This is a genomic window from Lysinibacillus sp. NPDC093688, from assembly GCF_050280145.1.
Taxonomy (GTDB): domain Bacteria; phylum Bacillota; class Bacilli; order Bacillales_A; family Planococcaceae; genus Lysinibacillus; species Lysinibacillus xylanilyticus_B.
This window is the reverse complement of the sequence record NZ_JBNNUX010000022.1, coordinates 49,775-68,406: the sequence shown is the minus strand read 5'-3', so window position 1 is coordinate 68,406 and position 18,632 is coordinate 49,775. Positions and strand designations below refer to the sequence as shown.

The 18,632-nt window shown below is 35.1% G+C and carries 18 protein-coding genes and 1 pseudogene; 12 read left to right on the top strand and 7 right to left on the bottom strand.

The window, feature by feature from the left end:
• Positions 1–153: 153 nt before the first annotated feature.
• From ACQKN2_RS16870 to ACQKN2_RS16825, 10 genes and pseudogenes are all read left to right on the top strand, one after another.
• Positions 154–810: a GNAT family N-acetyltransferase gene (locus ACQKN2_RS16870; protein ID WP_285395967.1), complete on the top strand. Its 657-nt coding sequence runs from the start codon at positions 154–156 to the stop codon at positions 808–810.
• Positions 811–967: 157 nt separating this feature from the next.
• Positions 968–2,602 carry an amidohydrolase gene (locus ACQKN2_RS16865; RefSeq protein ID WP_427415959.1) on the top strand — a complete coding sequence of 545 codons (1,635 nt, stop codon included), beginning with the start codon at positions 968–970 and terminating at the stop codon, positions 2,600–2,602.
• Between the two features lie 239 nt (positions 2,603–2,841).
• A complete protein-coding gene (locus tag ACQKN2_RS16860) occupies positions 2,842–4,182 on the top strand; it encodes an APC family permease (protein ID WP_427415958.1) in 1,341 nt (446 codons plus the stop codon).
• Positions 4,183–4,236: 54 nt separating this feature from the next.
• Positions 4,237–5,625, top strand: a complete 1,389-nt coding sequence (locus ACQKN2_RS16855; RefSeq protein WP_427415957.1) for an APC family permease — start codon at positions 4,237–4,239, stop codon at positions 5,623–5,625.
• 77 nt (positions 5,626–5,702) lie between these two features.
• Positions 5,703–6,956 (top strand): ArgE/DapE family deacylase, encoded by a 1,254-nt coding sequence (locus ACQKN2_RS16850; RefSeq protein WP_427415956.1) that lies wholly within the window; start codon positions 5,703–5,705, stop codon positions 6,954–6,956.
• Positions 6,957–7,703: 747 nt separating this feature from the next.
• On the top strand, positions 7,704–9,014 hold the full coding sequence (locus ACQKN2_RS16845; protein WP_427415955.1) for an aspartate aminotransferase family protein: 1,311 nt from the start codon (positions 7,704–7,706) through the stop codon (positions 9,012–9,014).
• Between the two features lie 22 nt (positions 9,015–9,036).
• On the top strand, positions 9,037–10,458 hold the full coding sequence (locus ACQKN2_RS16840) for an aldehyde dehydrogenase family protein (protein WP_376077170.1): 1,422 nt from the start codon (positions 9,037–9,039) through the stop codon (positions 10,456–10,458).
• Positions 10,459–10,484: 26 nt separating this feature from the next.
• A complete protein-coding gene (ald, locus tag ACQKN2_RS16835) occupies positions 10,485–11,630 on the top strand; it encodes an alanine dehydrogenase (protein ID WP_427415954.1) in 1,146 nt (381 codons plus the stop codon).
• A 36-nt stretch (positions 11,631–11,666) separates the two neighbouring features.
• The gene (locus ACQKN2_RS16830; RefSeq protein WP_427415953.1) at positions 11,667–12,137 is read left to right on the top strand and encodes an MFS transporter; all 471 of its coding nucleotides are present in this window, start codon (positions 11,667–11,669) and stop codon (positions 12,135–12,137) included.
• Between the two features lie 30 nt (positions 12,138–12,167).
• Positions 12,168–12,272 (top strand): annotated as a pseudogene (locus ACQKN2_RS16825) (IS6 family transposase); the annotation flags it as partial.
• A gap of 161 nt (positions 12,273–12,433) precedes the next feature.
• Here the strand turns inward: ACQKN2_RS16825 and ACQKN2_RS16820 are convergent.
• From ACQKN2_RS16820 to ACQKN2_RS16795, 6 genes are all read right to left on the bottom strand, one after another.
• Positions 12,434–13,369: a bile acid:sodium symporter family protein gene (locus ACQKN2_RS16820; RefSeq protein ID WP_427415952.1), complete on the bottom strand. Its 936-nt coding sequence runs from the start codon at positions 13,367–13,369 to the stop codon at positions 12,434–12,436.
• Between the two features lie 353 nt (positions 13,370–13,722).
• Positions 13,723–13,875 carry a DUF2992 family protein gene (locus ACQKN2_RS16815; protein ID WP_427415977.1) on the bottom strand — a complete coding sequence of 51 codons (153 nt, stop codon included), beginning with the start codon at positions 13,873–13,875 and terminating at the stop codon, positions 13,723–13,725.
• 23 nt (positions 13,876–13,898) lie between these two features.
• Positions 13,899–14,138: a DUF2992 family protein gene (locus ACQKN2_RS16810; protein ID WP_427415951.1), complete on the bottom strand. Its 240-nt coding sequence runs from the start codon at positions 14,136–14,138 to the stop codon at positions 13,899–13,901.
• A 115-nt stretch (positions 14,139–14,253) separates the two neighbouring features.
• Positions 14,254–14,400, bottom strand: coding sequence for a YjcZ family sporulation protein (locus tag ACQKN2_RS16805; RefSeq protein ID WP_323645754.1), 147 nt, complete (start codon positions 14,398–14,400; stop codon positions 14,254–14,256).
• Between the two features lie 269 nt (positions 14,401–14,669).
• The gene (locus ACQKN2_RS16800; protein ID WP_427415976.1) at positions 14,670–14,762 is read right to left on the bottom strand and encodes a hypothetical protein; all 93 of its coding nucleotides are present in this window, start codon (positions 14,760–14,762) and stop codon (positions 14,670–14,672) included.
• A gap of 858 nt (positions 14,763–15,620) precedes the next feature.
• Positions 15,621–15,788, bottom strand: a complete 168-nt coding sequence (locus ACQKN2_RS16795; protein WP_427415950.1) for a hypothetical protein — start codon at positions 15,786–15,788, stop codon at positions 15,621–15,623.
• A gap of 435 nt (positions 15,789–16,223) precedes the next feature.
• Here ACQKN2_RS16795 and ACQKN2_RS16790 point away from each other — a divergent pair, with 435 nt between their 5' ends.
• Together ACQKN2_RS16790 and ACQKN2_RS16785 are read left to right on the top strand one after the other, a co-directional pair.
• The gene (locus ACQKN2_RS16790) at positions 16,224–16,790 is read left to right on the top strand and encodes a MarR family winged helix-turn-helix transcriptional regulator (protein WP_427415949.1); all 567 of its coding nucleotides are present in this window, start codon (positions 16,224–16,226) and stop codon (positions 16,788–16,790) included.
• A gap of 84 nt (positions 16,791–16,874) precedes the next feature.
• Positions 16,875–17,903: a serine hydrolase domain-containing protein gene (locus ACQKN2_RS16785; RefSeq protein ID WP_427415948.1), complete on the top strand. Its 1,029-nt coding sequence runs from the start codon at positions 16,875–16,877 to the stop codon at positions 17,901–17,903.
• Positions 17,904–18,133: 230 nt separating this feature from the next.
• Here the strand turns inward: ACQKN2_RS16785 and ACQKN2_RS16780 are convergent, their stop codons facing one another.
• A complete protein-coding gene (locus tag ACQKN2_RS16780) occupies positions 18,134–18,556 on the bottom strand; it encodes an epimerase (RefSeq protein ID WP_427415947.1) in 423 nt (140 codons plus the stop codon).
• Between the last annotated feature and the right edge of the window lie 76 nt (positions 18,557–18,632).

Genomic DNA, 18,632 nt, shown 5'->3' with positions numbered 1-18,632 from the left:
AATCTAGGTAACTAAATATATTGTAGTAGACTTATCTACATTCTCCATGTCACCCATACATAGTTTCTAAAGAATGTATGGGTGACAGTCTACACAATTAATAAAGTAATAAACTTTAATTTAATTCCAATAAAATAAGAGGGTGAATTTATTATGTCTCAAGTAAATTTAAAAAACAATGGACAAGAAATAGTTGTCCGCAATATTTTAAAAGAGGATCTTGCTGAAGTTGCTGCACTTTCTATGAAGTGTTTTGGACCTGATATGGCATTAAAATATGAGCATTTTGAAAGTCAGATTGAGTTGTTTCCAGAAGGTCAAATTTGTCTAGAATATAACGGTAAAATTGTAGGAACCGCTTTAAGTCTAATTGTAAATTTTGAAGATTACGGAGATAGTCACTCATATTTTCAAATCTGTGATTTAGGATTTATTCGAAATCATAACCCTAATGGTAGAAACCTATATGGTATTGAAATTGGAGTACACGAAGATTTTAGAGGGTTACAATTGGGACGTCATTTGTATGATGGCCGAAAAAGAATATGTGAGAAACTTAACTTAGAAAGTATCTTAGTAGGTGGTCGTATACCTTTTTACTATAAATATGCTGAGCAGATGAGTGCAGATGAGTATGCACTAGAGGTAATGAAAGGGAAAATATATGATCCTGTATTAACATTCCAAATGAAAAACGGATACGTATTAAATAAAGTAATGCCAGGCTATTTACCTGGGGATGTTGAGTCATTAGAATATGCAACACTTTTAGAATGGAAAAATCCAGTTTACAAGCTTAAATTAGTATGAGTCTTTTGTCCGTTATGTTCGCCTATTTTAATAGGCGAACAGTGGATGCCCATTGTTTATTGCGATTATTTAACTTCTTTAGTTGTGTAAGCGCTTTCAATTGATTGTTATAAGAGTTCCATTAGAAGTAAATCTTAGGTAAAGAGAGGAGTTATAAATGGTTATCGCTGATAAAGTTATTTCGAGTGAAGCAGTATTTACAGGTTTAGAAAATGAAGCAAAGCCAGCTGCTATTGCGATTAAAGGTAACAAAATCATTGCGGTAGGTTCGATGGAGGAAATAAAACCATTTATAGGTTTAGACACGAAGGAATATCATTATGGCAACCAACTCATTATGCCAGGATTTCATGATGCGCACCTTCATCTCATGTTTGGTAGTCTTTTCTCGCATGCAAGTATCAATTTATCGGATGCTCATTCGGAAGAAGAAGTTGCTAGTTTAGTAAAGCAATTCTCGGAAAACGTGCATGCTGATGAGTGGATTATAGGCTATGGATGGGATCATACAAATTGGGCAGAGAAATGCTTGCCGACACGTGTTTCTTTAGACAAAGTAGTTCCTAATCGCCCGATTATTCTTTTCCACGCAGAAGGTCATTATTCGTGGGTTAATAGTTTAGCACTTGAAAATGCTAGGGTTACAAATGAAACTGAAGACCCTCCTAATGGTACGATTCAAAAAGATGAAAATAATGAAATCACAGGAATTCTTCTTGAAACAGCAATGAATTTAGTTGTGGATATTGCTCTCGCATTTCCGGATAAACGGAAAGAAGAATTGTTTGAAGAATTCTTAAAAAAATCAGCTCAATTAGGCATTACATCAGTAAATGATTTGTTTGCAAGTAGTTTTGATAAGTTAAATAGTTTCGATATGTATAAGGCATATGATGAAGCTGGAAAACTTACGACTCGAATTCATCTTTACCCTGAGTTAAATGATGATATAGATAGAGCGATAAGCTTACGTGAAAAGTACAATTCCGAAAAATTACAGCTTGCAGGACTTAAGCAGTTTATTGATGGCGTTGTAACTGGACATACCGCATACATGTTAGATCCTTACTTAGACAAACCTATAACACGAGGGAGTACTGCTTTTCCTGTAGAAACGATCAAAAACTGGGTGACAAAAGCGGACAAAGAAGGATTTCAAATTCGCTTCCATACAATTGGTGATGGCGCAGTTAGGCTTGCTCTAGATATATTTGAAGCAGCAAGGATGGATAATGGTGTGAGAGATTCACGACATGCGCTAGAGCATATTGAAGTGATTCATCCGACAGATATTAAGAGATTTAAAGAATTGGGGGTTGTTCCATCTGTACAGCCTTCTCATCTAGCATTGATGCCAAAAGAAAGTCATACTTTGCGTGTCGGTAAAGAGAAAGACCCTTATACGTATTTATGTAAAACGTTATACGACGCAGTCGAGTATATTGCTCTTGGTACAGACTATCCAATAGCAACATTAGATCCTTTTAAAGAAATTTTCCATGCGATTACGAGACTAGACTTTACTGGTGATTATGAGTGGAATAGTCAAGAGCAGATAACACTCGCAGAAGCGTTGAAAGCGTATACAAAAGGTTCAGCATACAGCACATTCAGAGAAAAAGATTTGGGTACATTAGAAGTTGGAAAATTAGCAGATATTATTGTACTAGATAAAAACCTCTTTGAAGTAGAAAATAAAGAAATTCTTCAAACGAAAGTTTTGTTAACAATTATGGATGGTGAAGTTGTTTATCTTCATTCAGCAGAAAACTCCCACCTCTATAGGTGGTGAGATGAATGCGATTTTGGTACCTTCCCAGTGGGTGTCCAAACACCTACTGAATAAAGATAAAAGCCTCCGGCGGATGTCACGGATTTTCAAAGGAATGAATTGTGCGGGCACAATTCAAAATCCGGACGCAATTACGCCAAGGCGTAATTGATAGTGAATCAGTCTACTATCCTACTATTTTAGTTAATTGATCATTTTACCGGGAAGATTTTTTTATTACTATTCGAGGAGTGGGAAAAATGAAACATTCAGTTAATTTGTCTAGATCGCTTTCTTTAACGTCTGTTGTTGTTACTGGGTTGGCCTTTATGGCTTTAACTACAGTGTTTAGCACATACGGCATAGCCTCTAAAATATCTCATGGTATGGTCGCTGGATCGTATGTAATTGCATTAATTGTGATGATGTTTACGGCTCATAGTTATGGTCAAATGGCAAAAGCGTACCCCATTGCGGGATCTGCCTATACCTATGCGCAAAAAGCGATTAATTCTCATGTTGGTTTCTTAGTCGGATGGGCAATTTTAATGGATTATCTCTTGATTCCAATGGTTAACTTTTTACTATTTGGTATTTTCTTCTCAGCTGCAATACCTGAAGTTCCACAGTATGTTTGGATACTTACATTAGTAGTTCTTGTGACGTTTGTAAATGTTAGAGGTGTAAAGTTAAGCGCAAATATCAACATGATTGTAATAGGCTTATCGGTATTATTTCTAATTGTCTTTTGCATCTTATCAGTTAAATCAATAGTAACTGGAACCGGGACTGGCATTTTATTTAACCTTGATCCCTTTATTAATACCGAGGAGTCATTTAAGTATATAGTTGCTGGTGCTGCACTATTATGTTTCTCTTTCCTCGGTTTTGATGCAGTTTCTACTTTTTCAGAAGAAGTAAAAAATCCGGAGAAAAACATACCGCGTGCAATATCTCTAGTAACAATAATTGGTGGATTATGTTTTGTAGTCGTATCTTATTTTGCACATAATGTTTGGCCAGATTATACGAGTTTTAAAGATGCTGATTCTGCTTCCTATGAAATTGTTTTCCTAGTAGGCGGGAATGCCTTACAAGCAGCATTCCTAGCAAAAACTGCAGTGGTTGTATTTGGTTCCGCGTCCGCATCTCAAGCAAGTGCTGCACGTGTATTATACGCAATGGGAAGAGATGGACAATTACCTAAAAATTTTTTTGGAAAACTAAATAAAAGAACGAGAACCCCGGTTAACAACATTTTATTAATTGGTCTTTTATCATTATCTGCAATGTTTTTAAGTCTAACCTTTGTCGCGTCTTTCATTAACTTTGGCGCCCTACTTGCATTTACTGCTGTGAATCTATCCGTTGTTTTTTTATATTACGGTAAGCGAAAAGAACGCTCCTTAAAGGGGATTATCTTCTATTTGATTTTTCCATTAATCGGAGCAGTACTTACAACTTGTTTGCTTTTCAACCTAGATGTTTATTCGATTGCTCTTGGTAGTGTTTGGTTAGGAATTGGTGTTATTTATTTATTATTTATGACAAAAGGTCTTAAGCATAAACCACCAGTGCTCAATACAGATCAAATTGATTAGTCGCAGTTTAAAACATTAATGAAGCAGCTAAAAATATGTAAAGGGGATGGATGAATGACAGATAACACTACGCTCAAAAGGTCATTAGGTGTTTGGTCAATTGTTGCACTGGGATTAGGATATATGACGCCTACAGTGGTCTTTGATACGTTTGGAATTGTATCAAAATTAACAAATGGTGTAGTACCAATGGCGTATTTTGTCGCCTTGTTAGTAATGGTATTGACAGCGATTAGTTATGGAAAGATGGTACAGGTATTCCCGGCTGCTGGTTCAGCATATACATACACCCGGGAAACAATGGGGTCTCACCTAGGATTCCTCGTAGGATGGGCATCGTTATTAGATTATTTATTATTACCTTTAGTTAATGCATTAATTATTCGAATATATATGGAATCTCTGTTTTCGAATGTACCTGTTTGGATTTGGGTTTTTGCTTATGTCATTGTAGTTACTGCAATTAATGCTTATAGTATGGAATCAACATCCAGCTTAAACTTTATACTCGTTGTTTTCACGATTTGTTTAATAGGTATCTTCATAATACTTGCTTCTGTACAACTTTATCACGGTATGGGAAATGGTACTTTATTCACGATTCATCCACTATCACATGAAAATGTGAAATTAATAGCCGTTTTAACTGGGGCAACAGTAGTAGCTTTCTCGTTTATCGGTTTCGACGCAATAACAATGTATACGGAAGAAGCAAAGGATACATCAACAGTTCCTAGAGCAATCCTTCTAACTGTTTTAATCGGTGGGGGTATTTTCTTTATTGCTTCTTATTTTACACAAGCATTATTCCCGGATGTTTCTGTGTTCGAAAATGTAGATGATACATTGCCGGAAATTGGTTTATATGTAGGAGGGAAGTTATTCCAACTGCTTTTCATTGCAGGAGCTTTCGCTGCTACTGTAGCTTCAGGACTTGCATCTCATGCAAGTGCATCTCGTTTGCTGTTTGTTATGGGCAGAAATGGTGTACTTCCTAAAAAAACTTTCGGATACTTACACCCTAAATTTAGAACGCCTGTTTTTACGATTGTTTTGACGGGAATCGTATCATTATTTGCAATAGGACCAAATTTAGAATTAATTGCTTCAGTCATTAACTTTGGGGCATTAATTGCATTCACATTCGTTAACCTATCTGTTATTGTTCATTTCTATATTCGTCAGAAAAGGAGATCAGGCAGTGAAACCTTTAAGTACTTAATTATGCCTTCTTTCGGAGCATTAGCTACTGGAGTTCTTTGGTATCATTTACACGCTGATGCATTTATAGGTGGAATCGTTTGGCTTATAATCGGAATCATTTACATGCTGTTTATAACAAGATTCTTTAAAAAAGAACTTGGAAGCATGGACTCTATTGATGACTTGGAGTCATTAGATAAAGAGATTTTTAATGAAGATAAGATTAAAGTCTTGAATTAACTATTTAGTGGATGAGAATCTCTTAGATAATCTTCTTCTTTTTAATGACACAAGAAGTAAATAAAGGAGTGATTGCTTTGAAAGAAAAAATTCGACTGTATATAGAAGAAAATAAAGAAGAATTATTTAAAACAATTCAAGATGTCGTACGTATAAAAAGCGTTGTTGGTAATGAACAAGAGATGCAATTATACATGAAAAAAAAATATGAAGAACTTAACTTGATTTTGCATGAGATTGAACCAAAATATGAGAAGGTTTCAACTCATGAAGCGTTTATTGATTCAGGTATTCCGTTTGAAGACCGAAAAAATATTATCGGAATACATAAAGGTGTCTCCAATGGTAAGTCATTAACGATTCATGGGCATGTAGATGTTGTTTCTCCAGAACCATATTCAAACTGGACGATAGACCCATGGAGTGGAGATATTATTGGAAACAAGTTATACGGTCGAGGCTCTGCCGATATGAAAGCAGGACTTATTTCAAATTGGTTCGCATTGAAAACATTAATTGATTTAGGTTATCCAATTGCTGGAGATGTTCAGCTACATTCAGTAATAGAAGAAGAAGCTGGTGGTGGAGGCGGAGCTTTAGCATGTTTGGAGGAAGGCTTCGTAACAGATGGGTACATTTCGACAGAGCCACATAATTTGAATATGACAATAAGTCATGGGGGGATTATGTATTTCCGAGTGTACGTAAAGGGAAGAACAGCGCATGCTGGTTTAGCGCATGAAGGCATAAATGCTATTTTAAAAATGATGAAAATCCTTAGTGCGCTGGATGAATTAAGTGAATGGCGTGCTAAAAATGTTAAGTTTGATTTATTTGAAAAGGGGTCTGGACAGTCCGTTCACTTAAACTTAGGTGTACTAAAAGCTGGGGACTGGGTATCGACAGTTCCAGGGGAAGCGATCCTCGAAGGAAGAATTGGTTTTATCCCAGGGGAAACTCGCGAAGAAATAAAGCAACTAGTACAAGACACGATTATGAAATCTGTCTTAGGCGATGAGTGGATGGATAAAAATCCACCTGTTATAGAGTGGTTTGGATGGTCAACGGAGCCATGGTACCAAGATCCTGAGAACCCTTTTGTAAAATTATTTATCGAAAATGCAGAAGATGTTATGGGACATAAAGTAATAATGGTTGGAAGAGCTGGAGGAAATGATGCACGATTTACTCAGTATTACGGAAAACAAGGATTGTGCTTTGGGCCAATTGGAGAAAATATGCATGGACCAGATGAATGTGTTCATTTAGATAGCGTAGTAGAAGTAACTAATGTTTTGGCAAATTATATTATTAAGTGGAGCGAGAGTTAATCATCGTTAACTTTTGGGAATATCCATTTCAAACTAATATAGTGTCTCTCATAATGCTTCTAGCTTGGGTAGCTGAATGATTAGGAATGTTATGGAAAAAGGGGGTAGGCTTAATGCCATTGGTATTAGATTTAAAACAATATCTAGCATTAATAATGACACAAGAAATGCAACAATCTTTGCAACTTCTATAAATGCCGTCTTTTGAATCGCATGACTATTTATCTTTATTCAGCAGAAAACTCCCACCTCTATAGGTGGAGAATGAATGCGATTTTGGTACCTTTTCAGTGGGTGTCCAAACACCTACTGAATAAAGATAAAAGCCTCCGGCGGATGTCACGGATTTTCAAAGGAATGAATTGTGCTGGCACAATTCAAAATCCGGACGCAATTACGCCAAGGCGTAATTGATCGTACAAGGCAATCGAAAACCATTTAATAAATATTGAGAAGATGGCACTTATGAATAATCAGCCTAGCACTGCTAGTACAACTAAACGAATAAGTGAGGATTATTTGTACACTAAAAAAACTCAGGAAATTATTAGTGGAAAATTATTTGATAAAATAAATCTCTCTTAACAATTAAATCGACGAAACAATTCCTGTATTCAAAATTAATTGAAAATTAAATCAATTTATTTCCGAGATGTAAGTAAATCACATTTTAGTAGTTGGCAAGCTTATTGTTTATTAATTGTGAGTGTATTGTTTAAAAACATTTAAAAGAGAGGATGTATTTTTATGAAAAGAAATTATTCTGTTGAAGAACTTAAAGTGTTAGACCAAAAGCATTTTCTACACCCTACTTCACCAGTAAAGACGGAAAATGGACCGGCATTTATTTTTACAGAAGGAAAAGGTGTTTATCTGTATGATATTACAGGTAAAAAAGTTATTGATGGTATGTCTTCACTTTGGAATGTGAATATCGGACATGGTAGAACAGAACTTGGTGAAGTAGCGAAGGAACAAATGGATAAATTAGCCTTCAGTTCTTGTTTTGCAACGTTTAGTAATGAGCCTGCTATTCTATTAGCAAAAAAGTTAGCAGAATTAGCACCTGGTGATTTAAATACTACATTTTTTACGTCCGGTGGTTCCGAATCCAATGATAGCGCCTATAAATTGGCTCGTCATTATTGGATATTAAAAGGGGAAACTTCTCGAAAAAAAATTATCTCAAGATCGAGATCTTATCACGGGGTGGCAATCGGTGCTACAAGTGCGACGGGTTTAAAAGGATTTCGTGATTTTACAAATTCTAATGCACCGGATTTTCTATTCGTAGATCATTTCTCCATACAGGCTTTACGTGATTTGATTGAAACTGAAGGTCCAGAAACAATAGCTGCTTTCATCACCGAGCCAATACAAGGTGCAGGGGGGGTGCATGTTGCACCTGATAATTATTTCAAAGAAATTCGTGAAATTTGCAATGAGTACGGTATTTTGATGATAACTGATGAAGTTATCACAGGATTTGGTAGGACGGGTAAGTTCTTTGCGATGGAACATTTTAATGTGGTACCGGATATGATGTGCTTTGCAAAAGGTGTTACTAGTGGATATGCACAATTAGGTGGTGTAATGATCTCAGAGAAAATACACCAAGAATTTTCTGAGTTATCAGAAGGAACTATATTGCATGGATACACTTATAGTGGTCATCCAATGGCCTGTGCAGTTGGGTTGAAAAACATTGAAATTATAGAGAAAGATAATTTAGTAGCAAATGCAGAAATTCGTGGTCAAGAGCTATTAGCAGGGTTAAAAGTATTACAAGCGAAGTATCCGTTTATTGTAGATGCAAGAGGTTTAGGTTTAATGGCAGGTATAGAAATCTCTTATGAAGGAAGACTCCTCGCTCCGCAAATAGTGACAGAGGCAGCAAAGTTGGGATTAATATGTCGCTCTGTTGTACTAGATGCTCAAGATATTGTTGTATTTTCACCACCATTATCAATAAGCCAAAAGGAGTTAAGAGATTTATTAGATATTCTAGAAAAAGCGATTCAAGAAGTAGAGAATCAGGTATTGGCAAGTAAGTTGTAATACGAAAGGTGAGGTAATTATAATGAGGAAAAATTTATTTATCAATGGGGATTGGGTGGAAGCAGCAGAGTATACAGAATTATGCTCTCCATATAGTAGCGAGGTCATTGCAGAAATACCGAAGGCAAATGTTGAGGAAGTAGAAGCAGCTTTAGTAGCTGCCGATGCTGCACGTAAAACGATGGCGAATATGCCTTTGTATAAGCGTGCGATTATTCTTGAAAAATTAGCTTCTTTATTAGAAGCACGTGCTGAAGAAGCAGCTGAGCTAATAGCACTAGAAGCAGCCAAGCCTATTTCAACCGCCAAAGCTGAAGTTCAGCGTACAATTCAAACGTATAAATTTGCTGCTGAAGAAGCAAAGCGAATACACGGAGAAACAATTCCTGTGGATGCTGCCCCCGGTGGAGACGGGCGCATTGCCTATACGGTTCGTGAACCATTAGGCATCGTGGCAGCTATTACACCTTTTAATTTCCCAATGAATCTAGTAGCTCATAAAGTAGGGCCAGCAATAGCATCAGGTAACACGGTTGTATTAAAACCTGCAAGTCAAACACCATTAACTTCCTATTTTATTGGTGAATTATTAGTAGAGGCAGGATTACCGAAGGGTGCGTTAAATATCGTTACTGGTGCAGGTTCTTTAATTGGTAACAAATTAGTCACGGATAATCGCGTGAAAAAGATTTCTTTTACAGGTAGCCCCGCTGTAGGTATTGGCATACGCAATCAAGCAGGTCTTAAGAAAGTAACGCTTGAATTGGGTTCTAATGCGGCTGTTATTATCGATGAAAATGTTAATATTGATAAATTAATTCCACGTGTCGTTTCCGGTGCATTTGCATTCCAAGGGCAGGTATGTATTTCAGTTCAACGAATCTATGTTCACGAAAAAATGTATGATTTGTTTGTAGATAAATTTGTAGCAGCTACAAAAGAGTTGAAACTTGGTGATCCCCTAGATCCTACAACGGATGTTTCAGCCTTAATTAGTCCACAAGATGTAAAACGAACATTAAGTTGGATTGAAGAAGCAAAGGGGCAAGGGGCAATTATTGCAACTGGTGGAGAATCTGAAGGGAATATCTTACAACCTACCGTACTATTAAATGTAAAACCGGAGCAGAAGGTTTCCTGTCAGGAGGTATTCGCACCAATCGTATCTATTATGAAGTTTACATCTATTCAAGAGGCATTTGATCAAGTTAATGACTCCAAATATGGTTTGCAAGCTGGTATTTATACAGATAATATCCATGTTGCTTTACAGGCAACGCAAAAACTCCATGTAGGTGGTGTCATTATAAATGATATTCCTACATTCCGTTTAGATCATCTACCATATGGTGGCGTAAAGGAAAGTGGTATGGGAAGAGAAGGGCTGAAGTATGCAATTGAGGAAATGACAGAAATGAAACTTGTAGTTATAAACCAAAACTAATAAAAAAATAGGTAGGAGGAAATATAATGATAATTGGTGTACCTAAAGAAATAAAAAATAATGAAAATCGAGTAGGAATTACTCCAGCAGGTGTTGTGGCTTACAAAAAAGGTGGTCATGAAGTAATAATTGAATCGAGTGCAGGGCTAGGCAGTGGATTTACAGACCAAGATTATTTAGATGTAGGCGCTCAAATTACTAAATCGACTAAGGAAGCTTGGGATGTTGATATGGTGATTAAAGTGAAGGAGCCGATTCAGGAGGAGTACAAATATTTTAAAGAGAATCTAATTCTCTACACATACCTACATTTAGCTCCAGAGCCAGAATTAACGAAAGCTTTGCTTGAAAGTAAAGTTACTGGAATTGCTTATGAAACAATTCAATTAGATTCAGGTGCCTTACCGTTGTTAACGCCAATGAGTGAAGTTGCAGGCCGGATGTCTGTACAAATTGGTGCACAGTTTTTAGAAAATTCCAAAGGAGGCAAAGGAGTTCTCTTAGGTGGTATTCCTGGTGTTGCACCTGGAAATGTAGTGATTGTAGGTGCTGGAGTTGTCGGGACGAATGCTGCGAAAATGGCAGTAGGATTAGGTGCAAACGTAACAATTTTAGACGTTAATATTACACGCTTAAGTCAAATAGATGATATGTTCCAAGGACGTGTTCGTACACTTGCATCAAATACCTACAATATCGCTGAAGCAGTGAAAACAGCAGATTTGTTAATTGGTGCTGTGCTAATTCCTGGTTCACGTGCACCACAATTAGTTTCAAAAGAAATGATTCAAACGATGCAAAAGGGGTCTGTTGTAGTGGATGTAGCGGTAGATCAAGGGGGTTCTATTGAAACAATTGATCGAATTACTACTCATAGTAATCCTACTTATGAAGTATACGGTGTTGTGCATTACGCAGTTGCGAATATGCCAGGTGCTTGCGCGCGTACCTCAACAATGGGCTTGTCAAATGTAACTGTTCCATACGGTTTGCAAATAGCTAATAAAGGCTATCACCAAGCTGCTTTAGATAATCCTGTTTTAGCGAAGGGGATAAACGTAGTAAATGGAAAAATAGTATATAAAGCGATAGCTGATGCACATGGATTACCATATACGGATCTACAAGTAGAATTAGCAGCAGATTCAACTTCGGCGTTAGCAGTTAAATAGAATAAGAGAATTAATGTTATTTGAAATAAAAAGAAGGTGAAAATTGGTAGGGAACGCAATCTACCAAGCTTTCACCTTCTTTTCTATTTTACAGCGGTCATGCTACCAGTCATCTATTTTTATCAATCACCAGGAAACATCATTATTATAATGACGGTTCTAGGTTTCGTATATGGAGCGCCATATGGTGTAAATGCTACTTATTTAAGTGAAAGCTTCCCAACTCATATTAGAGGAACTGCTGTAGGTGCGGCTTATAATACAGGAAGAATAGGTGCAGCTTTAGCTCCTATCCTTATTGGAATTATCGCTACTACACAATCAATTGGATTTAGACTAGCTGTGTTAGGTATTTCTTATGCATTTATGGGGTTAATTCCTGCACTATTCATTAAGGAGAAAATGTATGATACGTTTGAAAATGATACAAAAGGAGAAATATTAGAAGAGGGGGAGGTAGGAAAAGAAGGGGTGCTAGCAAAAGAGGTTCTAGTACAAAAACCTTAAAACAAGAGATAAATAGACCGCAAAGTTTCCTTTAAGAATACTTTGCGGTCTATTTATGTTTCTAAGCCTCGTGGCATAACAGTCGATAAGAATAAAGATTATCCTATGGCAATTGAGCAGTTAAAAATGAGCAAAGTATTCCTGCATGAACGGAGCGGGGTTTACCCTGGGGGTACATGTAATATCGTTTGAGCAAGCATAGATAATTAGTTTTTTAGCAAATAAAACAAAAAAACTCTAAAAAGCTAAGGCTTCCAGAGTTTTTGAACATTTAAATGTTATGTGTTGAATCTTATTTACGTATCTTTATCTTTCATACGGCTAAAAATGGTTGCTAATATAGGACCAGATATATTATGCCATACACTGAAGATCGCACTTGGTACCGCGGCTAATGGAGAGAAATGTGCAACGGCTAAAGATGCACCTAGGCCCGAATTTTGCATGCCTACTTCAATAGCAATAGCCTTCTTTTTCGCTAAGTTCATACCGAAAACCTTTCCAAATAAATACCCGATTAAATATCCTAAACAATTATGTAAAACTACAACTGCGAAAATAATTAAACCAGTTTCAGCAATCTTTTGTTGATTGCCCGCAACAACCGCAGCCACAATAGCAACGATGGCTACTACAGAAACAAGTGGCATCACTTTCACACTTGCTTTGGCTTGTTTGTTAAAGAATTTTTGTACAATGAAGCCTAATGCAATCGGAATAATAATTACTTTGACGATCGACATAAAAAGTGCACTAGGTGCAACATCAATGTACTCACTTGCGAATAAATAAATAAGTCCAGGTGTGATGATCGGAGCTAATAAAGTTGTGATAGATGTAACTGTCACTGATAATGCCACATCTCCTTTGGATAGGAATGTCATGACATTTGAAGATGTACCCCCTGGGCAGCAACCTACCAATATTACACCAATTGCAATTTCCGGTTGAAGATTGAATAGTTTCACCAATAAAAAGGCTAAAGTTGGCATGATTAGAAATTGACCAACTACACCAACTGCCACATCTTTCGGTCTAGTTAAGACTTCTTTAAAGTCCGCAACTGTTATGGTTAATCCCATACCAAACATTACAATACCTAGTAATGTCGTGATATACGCCCCAATCCAAGAAAATCCGCTAGGAATAAAAAAGGCAAGTGCTGCAAAAAGAAGCACCCAAATTGCAAATGTACTGCTAACAAACTGACTGAACCGTTCTAAAACTTTCATGTAACACCTCGATGTAATATTTTACTAACATAGTAAACTATATATCAATTACAGAATTTAATCAATAATAGGAATAATCAGTTAATAAAGTGTGGTTCCATATTCATAATATCTAGACTTTTATTTTGAGTAGTTATGAGAATTAGGTATGTATGAAAAACTTTCTGCAGATGAACGGGAACAAATGCTATAAAATCAGGCATAACCAAATCCATATCAGCAAAACAGCAGCTAGCACAACAATATGGAGGACAAGCTTTCGGAAATAACCAATCAGCATATCGAGGTGGTCAACCACAACAACTAGATAATAAAAAAAACTGACAACCAATGTTGTCAGTAAAAAGATGATATTACCTACCTTTATGTTTATTTTTAGACTTTTGAACTTTGATATCCCTAATATATTCTTTACGTTCTTCTTTTAGTCGTTTGCAGGCAACAGATTTTTCTTTTTTTCTAAGATCCAATTCAGCTTTAAGCGCTTCTTCAGCCTTAGTAGAAATACTAGGTTTTTTAAGTTCTTTTGCTACTTTTCTTTGAAGTCTTTTAGGGTTGATTTTTTTACTTTATTTTGCTGAATAGGTATTCCAACGTGTTTATCATTATTTTTGATAAAATCCAACAAATTCGTTTTTACAAAATCAAAGACTTCTTGATCTTTAGGTTCTTTTCCAAAAATATACCGGTAAGCTTTGTATTTGTTTTCGGAAATATTTTCTATTAGCCCTATATAAAATTGTCCATCAAAATAAATGGTTAGTTCCATAATAGGTCCCTCCTCAAAATTAAATTCGAATGATGGACATCCCGAGGAGGGGAAGGTTACTGACATCAAAATTATGATGCATTCGGACTACCAGGCGACCCTTAAATCTGAAATGTTAATATCCTCTATTCATGAAAGTAGCGCCGATAATAATTAGAAGTATAAATAGAACAACAATTAAGGCAAATGATGAACCATTACCATATCCGCCACCATAATAGCAGCCATTATTAATGCCACCAACATTTCCGTAGTATCCCATTATTTTTCCCTCCTTTCTACAATACATAATATGTTAGCTGTAGAGAAGGAGAGGGGTGTTAAACCATTCAGCTATAGGCATTAAAAAATATATTTTTGAGAGATAAGCCAATAAAAAATGGTCACTTGGGATAGGAGTGACCATTATATAGAATCTAGGAGGTGTAAGGCTAAATTAGCTTTACATTACTATTAATATGACGTAGTAGTTATGTTTGTATAGTTTATAGCCTGAGAAATAGATTTATGTATTTTGTTGTCTTTCGAAAATTAGTTCAAAGTAAGTCCTAACCCAGGTGCAGAAGTGAAATCAGGCGTTAAAATTTGAATAAATCTCCATCCTTCTTTTGCGTGATCATTAATTACTTCTCGATAATCTTCGGTAGGTCTGCTTGTTATTTTTTAAACTCAATTTTAACAAACTTATATTCGTACATTAGAAACAACTCCTTTTTACTAGATTATAACATTAAAAGCCGCAGCGTTAGTAGACGCTTCAGCTCAGAATTGGTTTATGCCATTCTATTTAGGCTAAAACATAGGAGGGCAAAACTATATAAAAAGAGAAAATACAACAAAATCGCTACCAGCTAGATAAAGCAATTAAGAAGTACCATGACAACATGTGTAAGTATATGAGAATGAAAATCAAGAAGGACAATATTAGAGATATGATTGGGAGAAGGATGATTTAGCAGAATGGCATACAGTTCTCATTGGAGGAATCGTTATAGTTGCAGGTGTTTATTGAGTATCTACTAGATTAGGTGATGCAATTGGATGAATGATGTACAGACCAGAGTTTTATTGCCCGCTTGGATTTTCAGAAATGCGGAGAATAATGATAAAATCAGTCGCTTGTTGCTGGAAATGTAAAACTAAACTTGTCATTTCTTGCGCTTACCCGGGAAATTATTTCTTATTTCCTGTCCTGAGAAACCACTTTTCCATAAACAAAAGGCGCTAGAAATTATTAATTCTATTGAAATTGAAGAAGCTGAATCAGATGGCGAAACAGTACAATTCGTAAATGTTGAAGATAACGAGGAGAATCGCTAGATAGTTTGTATTGACGTAGGAAGAGTAAGTATGAATCGAAATGAGAAAGAGACAAATGAATTGGATATGGACTATTTTCCATCTTTAGTTATTATGGAGAGAATAAAATAATATCTATCAAATATTCAATTGACGGACACTTACCTATTGTGAGTGTCTTTTTTATAACCCAAAACAAACAAATGATGGAGGTGGTGGTGTATAAGATGTAGCCATTCCCATTTGAACGTATTGAGTGAAAAGTAGAACACTTTCATTCACCTCAAGAATTGAGATAATCAATTCCTCAGCGAGCTCAACTTTATTAGAACGTTCTGCAAAGTTGTTCATTTTTCTTCCTTTAAATAAAGACTTGGATGATCGCATAGTTGCTTTAGTTTCCCCATTATCATCATATAAGGAGTGCGTTTATGTTTAGTCAGTTTTTTAGATTCTTCTTTAACCTCTTCTAAAATTGATTGATAAAGGGTTCCTGTTCGATTGTCATTTTCCAATATTGTTTTTGGTCTAGTTTTTCTGGTAAATCTGCTTTAAATTTTTTAACCTTTTTTATTCTCTTTCGATGTCAAAGATCTAATTAAAGGACCTTTTAGTTTAAGCATTTTTAAAATTTTGTACTTCATTAAACACACAACGATCCACTTCATGTTTTCTTATTGAATTAAAGGAGCGTTTATTTCAAAATAAATAGACAGTATATTGACTAAAATAAATTATGTGATACTCTTGATTTAGACAGTAAACTGTCTAAAATGGAGGGTGAATATGGATATTTATAAAGAAATTTTTTTAATGCAGCAAACTTACGCTACTTTATTTTCTCTAGCCAATAAAATTCAGGTAAAAGGTGACAAGTTTCTTGAATTTTTAACATCAAGACAGTATATGGCAATGGTGGCAATAGCGCATTTACCTGAAGATGAAACGACTTTGAATAATATTGCTAGAAAATTAGGTACCACAAAGCAGAGTACGAAACAGTTGATTACAATCATGGAAAATAAGGGGTACGTTAACGTAGTTCCAAGTAAAAAAGATAAACGTGCGGTTAATGTAATAATCACTAAAAATGGAAAAGAGGTATTGCTTGTTGTTGCAGAAAAAGGAATCTTCTTATTGGAAGACCTTTTTAAAAAATTCTCAACTGAGGAATTGGAAACAATGTGGGACCTTTTAAAGAAACTTTATAGTTTTGACGGTGAAGAACAGGATGGATTTGAAGAAGAGGGTAACTTAAAACTGGATGATGATAACAATGAATTACAATTGAGAGTAATGAAGGAATTTGAGAGGCGAAGAATTCAAGCAATTAATAATGGAAATAAAACGTGAAAAATAAAACGGATAGGCTAAATATCTTGAAGAAAATAAATATCAATATATTTTTAAAATGAAGGATAAAGGAGAGCGAGTATTATGTTTGAAATTAGTGATGAAACGTTAAGATTAATAAAAAAGACCTGTAAAGGAAAAAAAGATATAAAATTAACTGTAGGCTATTTAACAGACAACAATACAGTTATAAAAATTTATAATGAAGATGGTGAACTCGATTCATCAAAAAAATTTCATTATGAAATTGGCTCTATTACAAAAACTTTTACTGTATCTTTGCTATCAAAATATGTCTTTGAAAACAAGATGTCAATAAACGATCCAATCCAAAAATATATAGAAGAACTTAAGGAAGACGAGTATTATCCTACATTGCTCCGTCTTGCTACTCACTCTTCTGGATATTCAGAAAGACTACCATTAAATAAACGGGAATATTTTAACCTAATTTTAGGTATGATTAGCGGTGGTAGTGATTTTAATAGGAATAATCCATTAAATATGAACTTTAACAAAATGAAAATGCTAATTGAAAGAAATAAATTGAAAGAAATGGATTATTCGTGTGAATATTCTAATTTTGGCATGTCACTAATTGGGTATGGATTGGGAATTGTATCAGGCGGGGGATATTGGGACACAATGAATGACTTTCTTCATAATGAGCTCGGTCTAAGTGATACTTATTTAGGTACATCAAATAATAATTTACAAGGTTATAACAGAAAAAATAATGATTGCGGCAACTGGAAATGGAACAAAGAAAATCTTATATCACCCGCAGGTGCAATAAGTTCAACTGCTGAAGATTTACTTAAATATGCCAAAATAAATATTTATGAAGATAAACCATATTTGTCTCTTTGTCATAAAAAACATGGAAATGGAACAAAGAAGTATGATATGGGTCTTGGATGGTATCTTTTAAAGAAAAACAATAATGTTATGTTGCATGGCGGTGGAACAGGATGCTTTAGTTCATTTTTAGGGATAGATAAAGAAAAGAAAGTTGCCTCCGTAATTTTGGCCAATTATCAATTAGGTAGAAATGATGATGAAAAGATAGGGATTTCCTTATTAGAAAGTCTACAAAAATCAAAAGTTATTTAAGAATTTTCATAAAATGTCGTGATATATGGAGTAACATAGTAAGAGCGTGTTTTGATCTATTTTATAAAACTCGCTTTATTAAAACAAGAACATTTACAGGTATGGATTCAGCAGAAGCTGGAGCAAAATTAATATAGCTAACTTAGCACAGGTTACAAAAATAGTAGCTGAATAAATAGAAGAAGACCGCATTTCCACTATTTATTATGTGGAGTGCGGTCTTATTGTGGTTATTCTAGTTTCTCTAAAATTTTTACTTGGACAACTAAAATAATCGTAGTAATGACTGCAATTATTAAAATACCAGTAGAAGATAACTGAACAGAAGTTAGTTGAAGAGTTTTCATCCAATAATATCCTGCAATTATAAAAATAAACGACGTCAACACGGAGATAATAAGACCTAGAAATCCTAATTCGTCTATCTTTTGTTCTGTTAAACCTACAAGACTAAATACTTTAGTGGAAATACCAATAATTATAAATAGCTCAATAGATAATAGTATTAACGACATTATTCCTGAATAAGAAATTTCGTTAGGCAACAACTTAACTAAAGCCATCATAATAAATGCGGGAAGAAAAAGGGGTAATATTAAACCAGCAGTAATAACTAATGAAGCTATAAATTTATTTTTATTAGGGTTGCTCATAATTCCTCCGGAAAATTAAATATAAAAATGTTATTAAACTATAGCATGCTTGTATAATCAAGTGAATTTTATTGTT